8 protein-coding genes are annotated in these 12,407 nt (G+C 62.6%); 7 read left to right on the top strand and 1 reads right to left on the bottom strand.

Going from position 1 to position 12,407, the window contains the following annotated elements; all coding sequences use genetic code 11:
- Positions 1–138 precede the first annotated feature (138 nt).
- The 7 genes from A5892_RS02660 (at position 139) to A5892_RS02630 (ending at position 9,827) form a co-directional block, all read left to right on the top strand.
- The gene (locus A5892_RS02660) at positions 139–1,512 is read left to right on the top strand and encodes a GGDEF domain-containing protein (RefSeq protein ID WP_064121481.1); all 1,374 of its coding nucleotides are present in this window, start codon (positions 139–141) and stop codon (positions 1,510–1,512) included.
- A 79-nt stretch (positions 1,513–1,591) separates the two neighbouring features.
- Positions 1,592–2,467 (top strand): oxygenase MpaB family protein, encoded by an 876-nt coding sequence (locus tag A5892_RS02655; protein WP_064121480.1) that lies wholly within the window; start codon positions 1,592–1,594, stop codon positions 2,465–2,467.
- A gap of 556 nt (positions 2,468–3,023) precedes the next feature.
- Positions 3,024–4,340 carry an MFS transporter gene (locus A5892_RS02650; protein ID WP_064121479.1) on the top strand — a complete coding sequence of 439 codons (1,317 nt, stop codon included), beginning with the start codon at positions 3,024–3,026 and terminating at the stop codon, positions 4,338–4,340.
- Positions 4,337–5,260 carry an amidohydrolase family protein gene (locus tag A5892_RS02645; RefSeq protein ID WP_064121478.1) on the top strand — a complete coding sequence of 308 codons (924 nt, stop codon included), beginning with the start codon at positions 4,337–4,339 and terminating at the stop codon, positions 5,258–5,260. The genes A5892_RS02650 and A5892_RS02645 overlap by 4 nt, the downstream gene beginning before the upstream one ends.
- Before the next feature lie 436 nt (positions 5,261–5,696).
- A complete protein-coding gene (locus A5892_RS02640; RefSeq protein WP_064121411.1) occupies positions 5,697–7,025 on the top strand; it encodes an IS110 family transposase in 1,329 nt (442 codons plus the stop codon).
- A gap of 481 nt (positions 7,026–7,506) precedes the next feature.
- Positions 7,507–8,835, top strand: a complete 1,329-nt coding sequence (locus A5892_RS02635) for an IS110 family transposase (protein WP_064121411.1) — start codon at positions 7,507–7,509, stop codon at positions 8,833–8,835.
- Between the two features lie 371 nt (positions 8,836–9,206).
- On the top strand, positions 9,207–9,827 hold the full coding sequence (locus A5892_RS02630; protein ID WP_064121477.1) for an exopolysaccharide biosynthesis protein: 621 nt from the start codon (positions 9,207–9,209) through the stop codon (positions 9,825–9,827).
- 141 nt (positions 9,828–9,968) lie between these two features.
- Here A5892_RS02630 and gyrB read toward each other — a convergent pair whose 3' ends face one another.
- The gene (gene gyrB / locus A5892_RS02625) at positions 9,969–12,383 is read right to left on the bottom strand and encodes a DNA topoisomerase (ATP-hydrolyzing) subunit B (RefSeq protein WP_064121476.1); all 2,415 of its coding nucleotides are present in this window, start codon (positions 12,381–12,383) and stop codon (positions 9,969–9,971) included.
- Positions 12,384–12,407: the final 24 nt, after the last annotated feature.

Below are 12,407 nucleotides of genomic sequence, written 5' to 3'. Positions count from 1 at the left end.
GCGCCGTCGGGCCAGTCGGCGTGGTCGTAACGCAAGGATCGATCGCTCCCCTCCCCAACCTTCGAGCGTACGCCGGGCACCCTCGCCATCGGCCGTGCCATCGATACGTATCTGAACACCACAGGACAAGCTCGCAACATGTCACACGACGATGCGTCACAGACCTCGAGGATCGCCTCTGAATGGCTCACGTTGGCCGCGGCGGCATCTCTCCCCGTGCAGCGAGCGCTCGACGACATCGCAGCCCGGTCCAACGAGCTGGCAGCCGATTTCTATGCCCATATGCTCGATGACGCCCAGGCATCCCAGTTCCTCACCAATGAGCAGGTGCACAGCAAGCTGTTCAGCGCCTTGCAGGCATGGCTGAAGAAGGTCCTGACGCCTCCCGGGCCAGGTGAGATGGGCGAGTACATCGGGATGCAGAAGCGGATCGGCGACGTACATGCGCGAATCAACATCCCGATCAACCTGGTGGCCAGCGGTGCGAGGCGGCTCAAGTCGCGTATCTTCGAAATGCTCTGCGCCGCCCCGCTGGATGCCGACACCCGGACCCAAGGCATCGTCTATGCCTCGCATGTACTGGATCTGGCCCTGGAGGTGATGTCCGCCTCCTATGCCCAATCCCGCGAACTCTCGGCCAAGAGCGATGAAGCCTACCGGCTCCACTCGCTGATTCACGACATCGGCACCGAACGGGAGCGCCAGCGGGCCGCGCTGCTCGACTGGGAAAACGAGTTCGTCTATCGCATCGCCACCGGCACGGGCCTGGCGGGGATACAGAGCCTGACCGGTTCGGAGTTCGGTCGCTGGTTCAATCACAGGGGAAGACCGAGCTTCGGCGGCTGCGAAGACGTCAACACCACCACCGCGCTCATCAACCATGTCGACCAGTTGCTCAGCGCAGGCGGGCAGCAGACCAACAACGCATACCTGTCCGAAATCCTGCCCTTGGTCCGTGACGACATCGCGCAAATCAAGTTCCTCCTCGCCAACCTGTTCGAACAGCTCTGCGAACTGGAGGCCGGTCGCGACAGCCTGACCCAGCTGCTCAATCGACGCTTCGTCGGCACCATACTGAGCCATGAAGTCACACTGGCGAGACAGCGGAAGAACCCTTTCGTCATCGTGATGATGGATATCGACCACTTCAAATCGATCAATGATTCCTATGGCCATGGCGCCGGGGACGACGTGCTGCGCAAGGTCGCTTCAGTGCTGATGGAAAGCCTGCGCCCGATCGACTTCATCTTTCGCTATGGCGGGGAGGAGTTTCTCCTGGTGCTGGTGGAAACCGATGCCCGCCTGGCGCTGAGCGTCATCGAGCGGCTGCGCGCCCGGGTTGAGCAAGAGACCATCGTCTTCAGTGCCGATAAGGCGATTTCGCTGACTGCAAGCTTCGGCATCGCCCTGTACGACGGCCATCCGGACTACCAGCGCACCATCGATGCCGCGGACACCGCGCTCTATCGCGCGAAGACGAACGGGCGAAACCGAATCGAAATCGCCAACTGACCTGCGAGCGCGCCAAGCCTCCGGTAGAGTGGAAAGATCGGGCTCCCACTGACGGCGGCCGCGATGGGGAGGGGGTAGGATGAAAAGGATCCGCACAGCGATCGATGCACGCGTGGCGGATCTCACCGGCCGCCGGCAAAGCGTCATCGACTACGCACGCCCCGCCAACGACCCAGGCCTGTTCGGCCCGGGTAGCGCGGTATGGCGCGTGCATGGTGATTTCACCGCGATGCTCTGCGGCGGCATTGGCGCGCTGCTTTTGCAGATGCTGCATCCGCTGGCGCTCGCCGGGGTGTGGGACCACTCCAACTTTCGCGCCGACATGCTCGGGCGGCTGCGCCGCACCAGCCAGTTCATCGCGGTGACCACCTACGGCAGCAGCACCGATGCCCTGGCCGCGATCGAACGGGTCAAGCGCATCCACCTCGGGGTCGAGGGCATCGCACCGGACGGGCGCCACTATTCGGCCTCCGACCCCGAGCTCTTGACCTGGGTACACGTCGCCGAGACCAGCTGCTTTCTCGCCGCCCACCTGCGCTACCGCGACCCGGCCTTGCCCACCCAAGTACAGGATCGCTACTACGCCGAGAGCGCGCGCATCGCCCTCGCGCTCGGCGCCCGGCAGGTGCCGGCATCCCGCATCGAAGTGGAGGAGTACCTGCGCCAGATGCGCGCCGAGCTGGTCTGCGACGATCGCACCCGTGAAGTCGCCCGGCTGCTGCTCGCCGCCGGACCGGACGATTTCCTCACCAAACACTTCGGCCGCCTGTTCAAGCGCGCAGGCCTGGACCTGCTGCCCGATTGGGCCACCACGCGACTCGGGCTTCGCCTCGGCTTCGTCCAGCGCCAGACGGTACGCACCAGCGTGCGAACGCTGGCCCCTTTGATCCGTTATTCCGTCAGGGGCACTGCGAGCGAACGCGCAAAGCAAAGGATGAAAGACGCCTCTAGCTGAAACTCCTAAGCGAAACGCCTTCCCCTCGGCACAGCGAGTGGTTGCGATCACTTCGCTCGATCTCACTGACACCGATCCACGCCACGCCAATCTTCGCCACTCGAGCCGACTGAAGGCACTACTCCCCACGAAGCGATTGCGCTGTCGCGAGTTCAACTTCGTCCCCAGCATCCCGACTCCAGCATCCTGACTCCAGCAACTACAACCCTGCGACCAAAGTCTCCCCGGCTACCATCGTATAATGTATACATTAAATTTTAATGTGCAGTATTGCCTCTATCGGGGCATCCATATTTTACCGGTATCGGTAATAACCCATCGATAAAATGATGCGATTAATTTATCGATGATGTCTTTTTACCCGGTAGTTTCATTCGTTACCCCAAGAGAAAAACGAGCACAGTGATTCGCTGCGCCGAGCTCCTGTACGCGCATTGAACGCCCAGTATCTACCCAGGCATGGGCAACCTGAGACCGCCGACGCTAGGATCCATTCCACGCCAGGGCCGATGCTTCGAGCGCAACCATCAAATCCGTTGGCAAAGGAGTCATCCCCATGACGTCGGCGGCAATTCCGTGCAAGAAGAGCAACGTACGACTGAAGATATTCGCGGTCCTCTGGCTCCTCGTTTTACTCAACTTCATCGACAGGGCGGCGCTGTCGATCTCCATGCCCTTCATCAGCGAGGAGTTCCAACTCAGCCCCGAAGCGCAAGGATGGCTGCTGGGTTCGTTCTTCTGGACCTACCTGCTGTTCCAGATTCCCGGTGGCTGGCTGCTCGACAAATTCGGCGCGCGAAAGATCGTCGGCGGCGCCGGTGCGCTCTGGGGCGGCTTTCAGCTCCTCGGTGGCTTCGCGATGAGCGGCGCCTTTTTGACCTTCACCCGTCTCGGGCTCGGCGCGACCGAAGCCCCGGTCTTTCCGGCGGCCGCCAAGCTCAACTCCCGCTGGCTCCCATCGAAGGAGCGGGCGCGTGGCGCCACCTTCATCGATGCGGCAGGGCCATTCGGCTCCGCGGTCGGCGGGATCATCGTCACCGGGCTGATCGGGATCACCGGCGGGTGGCGCTGGGCCTTCGTCATCACCGGCGGCCTGACGATCGTCGTCGCCGTGCTGTACTACCTGTACCTGCGCGATACGCCAGAGGAACACCCTCAGGTGAACGACGCTGAGCGCGCGTACATCCAGCACGACGCCGACGTTGCCGATACCAGCGACGACCGTGCGCTGCCCCGAGCCAATGACTACCTGCGCTCGGGTTCGTTCTGGGCGCTATGGCTCGGCCGGCTCGGCTGGGCGACCGTATGGTGGGGCATCATCTCTTGGACGCCTTCGTATCTCTCCACGGCGATGAACTTCAACCTCGCGAGCCTCGGATGGGGAACCTTCGCCGTTTACGCCATGGGCGTGCTGGGGCAGCTGGTGGCCGGATGGGCCACGGACCGCTTCCGCGCCAACGCGACCAACTACAACGTCGTGATGAAAACCATCCTGGCCATCTCAGGTATAGGCACCGTGGCCGCGATCCTCACCCTGCCGATGATCGAAAACGGCTATGTCGCCCTCGCAGCGCTTGGCATTGCGGTCTTCTTCAACCAGTTCGGCGGCATCTATTGGGCCTTCCCGGCGTGGCTTGCACCCAAGCAGCAGGTCGGCACGGTGGGCGGTGTGATGAACGTCGCCTCGAGCCTGGGCGGCGGCTTCGCCCCCGTGGTCATGGGCTACACGATCGCCGCGACCGGCGGTTACGCCGGCGCGTTCATCTTCCTCGCCGCCGCCGGCGGCCTCTATCTGGCCGGTTCTCTTGCGATCAACTTCAATCGCCCTCTAGCGATAGCGCGCGACGAGGGCATCAACGGAGCCCAATCATGAGTGCATATACCGGTCCGATCGTCGACGCCCACCACCACTTCTGGGAGCCCGAGCTCGGGCGCCAGCCGTGGCTGCTTAGAGAGGCGCGGATTGCGTTTCGCTACGGAAACTACGACAGCATCAAACGTTCGTTCCTTCCGCCCGACCTGCTTGCCGCCGCCCAGGGATTCGACATCGTGGGAACGGTGACCATGGAGACCGAATGGGATCTCGACGATCCGATCGGGGAGATGGCGTACACCCAATCCATCGCCGATGAATATGGACTACCGACTGCCGCCGTCGCCCACGCGATACTCAGAGATCCCGACGTCGAATCGGTGATCGCACAGCTGGCCGAGCGCCCCTTGGTAAGGGCGGTGAGGAACAAACCAGGTCAAGCCGCCTCACCAGCCAAAGCCAGCGCCCACCCGAGCCTGCTCACCGATGCCCAATGGCAGAAGGGGTTTGCCTTGCTCAGCCGCTATGGTCTCGATTTCGAGCTCCAGGTGGCATGGTGGCACTTGAGCGAGGCAGCCGCGCTGGCTGCCCGCTATCCAGACACCCAGATCACGATCAATCACACTGGATTGCCCTCGGACCGGTCGCGAGAAGGCATAGAAGGATGGGCGAAGGCGCTCGCGCTGGTGGCAAAGCATGAAAACGTCGCGATCAAGATCTCCGGAATCGGGCTGGCCGGCGTGCCATGGACGGTTGAAAACAATCGCGAAATCGTCCTGCGTACCGCCGACATCTTCGGCCCTGAGCGGATCATGTTCGCAAGCAACTTTCCGGTCGATGAGCTGACCGGCAGCTACCAGGAGATCTACGGCGGCTTCGTCGAGATCACCCGCGACTGGTCGGCTGCGGAACAAACGGCCGCCTTCATCGGCAACGCGGTACGCTACTACCGGCTGCCTCCCAGCCTGCTTAAGTCATGACGCCTCGCACGATGAACCACGTTCAAAACCCGTTCATAGCGAACATCCGGTGAGCGAGGGCAGTCGAACCACGGCCTTACCGCCGCCGCACGATCCCTCGACTGGCGCCCTTGATTGCCGAGTTGGTACTCGACCTCGGCGCATATAGGCGCCGCTCGGGACGAACGGGTTGATAAATCCGTTCGTGGTGAGCCTCCTGTGCCATCGCGATGGCACTGCGCATGGACCTTGAACCCGAGTAGCATGGCTGTGTTGCCGCAAGCAGCGTGGCCGCATGTCTTTTGGTGCCGGGTGCCCGGTGGTGAGAATGGCTCTGGTCGTGGGCTGCTGCGCATTATGGTGAGCCTGGCTTCCCGTTGGAAAGATTTGTCTTCCCAGAACACGACCGGGCTTGCGGTAACCCTTTCTCCATCGACCCGTTCCCAGGAGCTATGAGATGGCCCACTTACCGGTATTGGATCCATTGGCAGCCTTCGTGGATGTCGGCAGCGAGCAGATGTATGTGTCGATTGCCGGGGGGGAGCCGAAGGTCTTCGGCACGTTCACGGCACAGCTGCATGAGCTACGTGACTGGCTGTTGTCGCAGAAGGTGAAGTCGGTGGCCATGGAGGCCACGGGGATCTACTGGCTGCCTCTGTACAGCGTGCTGGAAGCCGCGAAGCTACAGGTGCTGATGGTCAACGGTAAGCACACCCGCAATCTGCCGGGTCGCAAGACGGATATGAAGGATTGCCAGTGGGGAGCGACGTTGCACGCGCACGGACTCTTGCGGGCAGGCTTCGTGCCCCCAGCCGAGATCCGGCGCTTGCAGGATTACCTGCGATTGCGTCAGGACCACATCACGCTGGCCGCAGGGCATGTGCAGCATCTGCAGAAGGCCTTGGAGCGGATGAACATCAAATTGCACGATGTCATCAGCAACCTGGTGGGCCGCAGCGGCATGGCGGTGATCCGGTCGATGCTCGAGGGTGAACGCGATCCTGAGCGACTGCTGGCTTTGTGCGACGTGCAGATCCGCCAGCAGAAGGCCGAACGGATCAAAGCCTCTCTGCAAGGGACCTGGGCCGAGGAGCATCTGTTCGCGTTGCGCCAGGCGCTGGAAAGCTGGGAGCACTACCAGCGTTTGATCAGGGCTTGCGACCAACAGATCGAAGCGGTGCTCCGTTCGATCGACGTCGATCCTCCGACGTCGCCGCCGTCCAAGGCGCACAAGCGAGGCGGTGCCAATGCACCCCAGATCGATGACCTGCATCCGATGCTGGTGGCTCTGTGTGGAGGCAATGATCTCACCGTGCTTCCCGCCCATACGGACTACAGCGTCCTGCAACTCATAGGTGAAGTGGGAACCGACCTGACCCAGTGGCCGACCGAGAAACACTTCACCGCTTGGGCCGGGCTGGCCCCCGGGAGTCATCAGAGCGGTAAGCGCCAACGCTCGGCCAAGCGCAGGCGTAATCGTGCTGGGCGCCTGTTTTGCGTCATGGCCCGCAGCCTCGCTCGCAGCAAACACATTGCGCTGGGCGGTTTTTACCGTCGGATGGCGGGTCGCCGAGGTGGATTGATCGCCAATATCGCCCTGGCGCGCAAACTCGCGGCGCTGTTCTGGCGCGTCATGGTCAAAGGATTGGACTATGTCGAACACGGACTCCAGTACTACGAGGCACAGGCGCTGGAAACCAAACAACGTTCCATGCGTCGACTCGCCAAGCAGCTCGGGTTCTCCGTGACGCCTATCCAGACTGAAGCTCAAAATGCTTCTGCCTGAAAGTTGAGGAAGAACGATATGACGACCGCCCAATCTCCCCCCTGATCATCCCCCTGTCGAGGAGAACTCGGAGGGGGTTCATGGAAAGCGCCCGAGGAACGAGGGCAGTCGAGCCATGGCCTCACCGCCGCCGCTCGATCCCTCGACTGGCGCCCTCCATTGCCGTGCTGGTATTCAACCTTGATGCGTATGGGCACCGATCGGGACGAACGGGTTGATAAATCCGTTCGTGGTGAGCCTCCTGTGCCATCGCGATGGCACTGCGCATGGACCTTGAACCCGAGTAGCATGGCTGTGTTGCCGCAAGCAGCGTGGCCGCATGTCTTTTGGTGCCGGGTGCCCGGTGGTGAGAATGGCTCTGGTCGTGGGCTGCTGCGCATTATGGTGAGCCTGGCTTCCCGTTGGAAAGATTTGTCTTCCCAGAACACGACCGGGCTTGCGGTAACCCTTTCTCCATCGACCCGTTCCCAGGAGCTATGAGATGGCCCACTTACCGGTATTGGATCCATTGGCAGCCTTCGTGGATGTCGGCAGCGAGCAGATGTATGTGTCGATTGCCGGGGGGGAGCCGAAGGTCTTCGGCACGTTCACGGCACAGCTGCATGAGCTACGTGACTGGCTGTTGTCGCAGAAGGTGAAGTCGGTGGCCATGGAGGCCACGGGGATCTACTGGCTGCCTCTGTACAGCGTGCTGGAAGCCGCGAAGCTACAGGTGCTGATGGTCAACGGTAAGCACACCCGCAATCTGCCGGGTCGCAAGACGGATATGAAGGATTGCCAGTGGGGAGCGACGTTGCACGCGCACGGACTCTTGCGGGCAGGCTTCGTGCCCCCAGCCGAGATCCGGCGCTTGCAGGATTACCTGCGATTGCGTCAGGACCACATCACGCTGGCCGCAGGGCATGTGCAGCATCTGCAGAAGGCCTTGGAGCGGATGAACATCAAATTGCACGATGTCATCAGCAACCTGGTGGGCCGCAGCGGCATGGCGGTGATCCGGTCGATGCTCGAGGGTGAACGCGATCCTGAGCGACTGCTGGCTTTGTGCGACGTGCAGATCCGCCAGCAGAAGGCCGAACGGATCAAAGCCTCTCTGCAAGGGACCTGGGCCGAGGAGCATCTGTTCGCGTTGCGCCAGGCGCTGGAAAGCTGGGAGCACTACCAGCGTTTGATCAGGGCTTGCGACCAACAGATCGAAGCGGTGCTCCGTTCGATCGACGTCGATCCTCCGACGTCGCCGCCGTCCAAGGCGCACAAGCGAGGCGGTGCCAATGCACCCCAGATCGATGACCTGCATCCGATGCTGGTGGCTCTGTGTGGAGGCAATGATCTCACCGTGCTTCCCGCCCATACGGACTACAGCGTCCTGCAACTCATAGGTGAAGTGGGAACCGACCTGACCCAGTGGCCGACCGAGAAACACTTCACCGCTTGGGCCGGGCTGGCCCCCGGGAGTCATCAGAGCGGTAAGCGCCAACGCTCGGCCAAGCGCAGGCGTAATCGTGCTGGGCGCCTGTTTTGCGTCATGGCCCGCAGCCTCGCTCGCAGCAAACACATTGCGCTGGGCGGTTTTTACCGTCGGATGGCGGGTCGCCGAGGTGGATTGATCGCCAATATCGCCCTGGCGCGCAAACTCGCGGCGCTGTTCTGGCGCGTCATGGTCAAAGGATTGGACTATGTCGAACACGGACTCCAGTACTACGAGGCACAGGCGCTGGAAACCAAACAACGTTCCATGCGTCGACTCGCCAAGCAGCTCGGGTTCTCCGTGACGCCTATCCAGACTGAAGCTCAAAATGCTTCTGCCTGAAAGTTGAGGAAGAACGATATGACGACCGCCCAATCTCCCCCCTGATCATCCCCCTGTCGAGGAGAACTCGGAGGGGGTTCATGGAAAGCGCCCGAGGAACGAGGGCAGTCGAACCATCGCCTTACCGCCGCCGCTCGATCCCTCGACTGGCGCCCTCCATTGCCGTGCTGGTATTCAACCTTGATGCGTATGGGCACCGCTCGGGAAGAACGGGTTGATAAATCCGTTCGTGGTGAGCGCCCGAGGAACGAGGACAGTCGAACCACGGCCTCACCGCCGCCGCTCGGGACGAACGGATTTCGAAAGAAATCCTAAGACTCCGCGCCCCCATCGTGATTAGGATGGTTCGAGCACACGACCACGAGGATGGGATGCAAAGGCGCGATGACGAGAGCACTTTTGGCTGGCTGCTCGACCGGGTAGCCAACGCAGGACAGGGTGGTGAGCGGGTGAGCCTCGGCGAGATCATCGACTCACTCGGCGAGCGGGCCTTCTGGCCGGTGGTGCTGCTCGCCGGCCTGATCACGGTACTGCCATTGATCGGCGACATTCCCGGCGTGCCCTCGGTGATGGCTATCCTGGTGCTGGTCTGCGGTGTTCAGCGCCTCGCCGGACGCAAGCACTACTGGCTGCCGGGCTGGCTGCTGCGACGCGGGATCGGGAGAGCTCGGCTCGAACGGGCCACCGCCGCCTGCCGTCGGCCGCTCGAGTTCGCCGGCAGGCTACTGCGACCGCGCTTCAAGGTGCTGATCACCGGGCCGGGAGAGTGGGCAGTGGTCATCCTCTGCCTCTGCGTGGCCCTGCTGCTGTTCCCGATGGAGTTCATTCCCTTCAGTGCCAATCTCGCCGGCAGCGCGCTGATCTTGTTCGCCTTGGCGATGCTGGCCCGCGATGGCCTGCTCGCGGTATTCGCCGTGGTGATCACCGTGGGCACCCTGTGGCTGATCGGTGGCACCCTGGTGGGTTGGATCAGCGGCTGGCTGGGCGGCTGACTGGCCGGGTGAGCGCCGCGAGCGCTCCCTGCCACCACCACCAGGAACGGATCATGCGTGAATGAAAAGGGCCGGACCCTGTGCATACAGGACCCGGCCCTCGATGGTCTGGCGCATCATGCGCCTCGCCATGGGTCGACCTCAGACGTCGAGGTTGGCGACCAGCGCGTTCTGCTCGATGAAATCGCGCCGCGGTTCGACCTCATCACCCATCAGGGTGTTGAACATCTGATCCGCCGCTACCGCGTCCTCGATCGAAACACGCAGCATGCGGCGCACTTCGGGATCCATGGTGGTTTCCCACAGCTGCTCCGGGTTCATCTCGCCGAGCCCTTTGTAGCGCTGGATGCTGAATCCGCGCTGGGCCTCGCCCATCAGCCAGGCGAGCAGCTCCTCGAAGTCGGCCACGTTCCTGCGCCGCTCGCCGCGGGCGACGTAGGCGCCTTCTTCGAGCAACCCTTCGAGGGTTTCGCCAAGTGCGATCATCGCCGCGTAGTCGGGCGAGCGGAAGAAGCTCAGGCCGAGCGCGTAGTCGGTGGTCACACCGTGGGCCTTGAGCGCGACGCTCGGGAAGTAGAGCTGGCGCTCGGCGTCGAAGTTGGCACTGAACACATAGGTCGCCGCACCCTCGTAGGCAAGCAGCGCCGCCATCCGTGCCGAGAGCGTCGCCATCCACTGCTCGACCTTGTCGCGATCGGCGAGGTCGGCCTCGCTCAGGCCGCCGACGTGGATCATCTGCTTGAGCACCTGGATCGGATACACCCGAGCGAGGCGATCGAGGCGCTTCATCACGTCGCGATACTGATCGATCAGCTTCTCGAGCCCGGCACCGGTGATCCCCGGAGCGGTCTCGTTGACGTGCAGACTCGCACCGTCGAGCGCGGTGCTGGTCAGGTACTGCTCCAGCGCGGCCTCGTCTTTCAGGTACATCTCCTGCTTGCCGCGCTTGATCTTATAAAGCGGCGGCTGGGCGATGAAGATGTGGCCGCGCTCGATCAGCTCCGGCATCTGGCGGAAGAAGAAGGTCAGCAGCAGGGTACGGATGTGCGAACCATCGACGTCGGCGTCGGTCATGATGATGATCGAGTGATAGCGCAGCTTGTCGGCGTTGAACTCCTCACGTCCGATACCGCAGCCGAGCGCAGTGATCAGGGTGCCGACCTCGGCCGAGGAGAGCATCTTGTCGAAGCGCGCCTTCTCGACGTTGAGGATCTTGCCCTTGAGCGGCAGGATCGCCTGGGTGCGGCGATCGCGCCCCTGCTTGGCCGAGCCGCCGGCCGAGTCACCCTCCACCAGGTAGAGCTCCGACTTGGCCGGGTCCTTCTCCTGGCAGTCGGCGAGCTTGCCGGGCAGCCCTGCGATGTCGAGCGCGCCCTTGCGCCGGGTCATCTCGCGCGCCTTGCGCGCGGCGTCGCGCGCACGGGCGGCATCGATCATCTTGTTGACGATGGTCTTGGCTTCCTGCGGATGCTCGAGCAGGTAATCGGCGAAGTTGCGCCCCATCTCCTGCTCGACCGCCGTCTTGACCTCGGAAGAGACCAGCTTGTCCTTGGTCTGCGAGGAAAACTTGGGATCCGGCACCTTGACCGAGATGATCGCGGTCAGCCCCTCGCGAGCATCGTCGCCGGTCGTCGCGACCTTGGCCTTCTTCTGCAGCTCCTCGGCCTCGATGTAGCTGTTCAGCGTGCGCGTGAGCGCCGCGCGGAAACCGGCGAGGTGGGTACCGCCGTCACGCTGGGGAATGTTGTTGGTGTAGCAGAGCAGGTTCTCGTTGTAGCTATCGTTCCACTGCATCGCCACTTCGACCCCGATGCCGTCTTCGCGCTCGACATTGAAGTGGAACACCGGACAGACCGTGGCGCGGTTCTTGTTCAGGTGATCGACGAAGGCACGCAGGCCGCCTTCGTAGTGGAACAGCTCCTCGCGGCCGTCACGCTCGTCGGCCAGCCGGATCGCCACGCCCGAATTGAGAAACGAGAGCTCGCGCAGGCGCTTGGCGAGGATTTCGTAGTGGAACTCGATGTTGGCGAAGGTCTGCGGCGAAGGCACGAAGTGGATCTGGGTGCCCGAGCGCTCGGTATCGCCGACCACCGCCAGCGGTGCCTGGGGCACGCCGTGGACGTAGGTCTGCTCGTGGACCTTGCCCGCGCGCCAGATGGTCAGCTTGAGCTTGGAGGAGAGCGCATTGACCACCGAGACGCCGACCCCGTGCAGACCGCCGGAGACCTTGTAGGAGTTGTCGTCGAACTTACCGCCGGCATGCAGCACGGTCATGATGACTTCGGCCGCTGAAACGCCTTCGGAGTGCAGGTCGGTGGGGATGCCGCGGCCGTTGTCGGACACGCTGACCGATTCATCGGCGTGGATGGTGACCAGGATCTCGCTGCAGTGCCCGGCCAGCGCCTCGTCGATCGAGTTGTCAACGATCTCGAACACCATATGGTGCAGGCCGCTGCCGTCATCGGTATCGCCGATGTACATACCTGGCCGCTTGCGAACGGCATCCAATCCCTTGAGGACCTTGATACTCGACGAGTCGTAAGCCTTTTCGCTCATGTCCGCTCCTAGGGGTGCTGATGG

It is taken from the genome of Halotalea alkalilenta (genome assembly GCF_001648175.1).
GTDB lineage: Bacteria > Pseudomonadota > Gammaproteobacteria > Pseudomonadales > Halomonadaceae > Halotalea > Halotalea alkalilenta_A.
The sequence above is the reverse complement of the archived record's forward strand: the minus strand, read 5'-3'. Positions and strand labels throughout refer to the sequence as shown.

What these genes read in the sequence shown, in the direction of transcription:
- A5892_RS02660 (WP_064121481.1), top strand. Translation starts at nt 139, where the DNA reads ATGTCACACGACGATGCGTCACAGACCTCGAGGATCGCCTCTGAATGG.
- A5892_RS02655 (WP_064121480.1), top strand. Translation starts at nt 1,592, where the DNA reads ATGAAAAGGATCCGCACAGCGATCGATGCACGCGTGGCGGATCTCACC.
- A5892_RS02650 (WP_064121479.1), top strand. Translation starts at nt 3,024, where the DNA reads ATGACGTCGGCGGCAATTCCGTGCAAGAAGAGCAACGTACGACTGAAG.
- A5892_RS02645 (WP_064121478.1), top strand. Translation starts at nt 4,337, where the DNA reads ATGAGTGCATATACCGGTCCGATCGTCGACGCCCACCACCACTTCTGG.
- A5892_RS02640 (WP_064121411.1), top strand. Translation starts at nt 5,697, where the DNA reads ATGGCCCACTTACCGGTATTGGATCCATTGGCAGCCTTCGTGGATGTC.
- A5892_RS02635 (WP_064121411.1), top strand. Translation starts at nt 7,507, where the DNA reads ATGGCCCACTTACCGGTATTGGATCCATTGGCAGCCTTCGTGGATGTC.
- A5892_RS02630 (WP_064121477.1), top strand. Translation starts at nt 9,207, where the DNA reads ATGCAAAGGCGCGATGACGAGAGCACTTTTGGCTGGCTGCTCGACCGG.
- gyrB (WP_064121476.1), bottom strand. Translation starts at nt 12,383, where the DNA reads ATGAGCGAAAAGGCTTACGACTCGTCGAGTATCAAGGTCCTCAAGGGA.